General features: G+C 52.8%; 2 protein-coding genes. Both read left to right on the top strand.

The window, feature by feature from the left end:
• Nucleotides 1-34: 34 nt before the first annotated feature.
• Complete coding sequence (locus AC1RO3_RS08700) at nucleotides 35-229, top strand: hypothetical protein (protein WP_481764033.1); 195 nt, start codon at nucleotides 35-37, stop codon at nucleotides 227-229.
• On the top strand, nucleotides 226-417 hold a 192-nt coding region (locus AC1RO3_RS08695), incomplete at its 3' end, for a DUF4326 domain-containing protein (protein ID WP_481764032.1). The genes AC1RO3_RS08700 and AC1RO3_RS08695, both read left to right, overlap by 4 nt.

Genomic DNA, 417 nt, shown 5'->3' with positions numbered 1-417 from the left:
GACTTAGGTCCCTCTTTTCCGTTGGGAGAACACTTTGAATTTCGTTGTCAAATATCAGCGCCAATGTATACCGTCGATCGAACGTATCAAGAGCTTGCTGGATTTGCCCGGCGTCGTGCGGGCACAGCGACTGGATCAGGTCTACGCAGACCTGCGCGTCGAGGATGAGGACGTGCAAACATTTCTCGAAGCGCTAAAAGATGTGAACGACTGGAAACTGAGCATATGAACCACCCTCTTGTGCGAAATCACAAGGAAGAGTATGATGTGTACATTGGCCGTCCCTCGCGCTGGGGAAATCCGTTTTCCCTCAAGGGCATGACACGAAAGGAGAGCCTTGCGTGCCACAAAAAGTGGATTGACGGCCTAATCGAGGCTCCGTGCGGGACGAAACCGCCGACACGTGCCGAAATTCGA

The organism is Dellaglioa sp. CoH-57-MRSF-19 (assembly GCF_056781975.1).
This window is presented reverse-complemented; position numbering and strand designations above follow the sequence as displayed.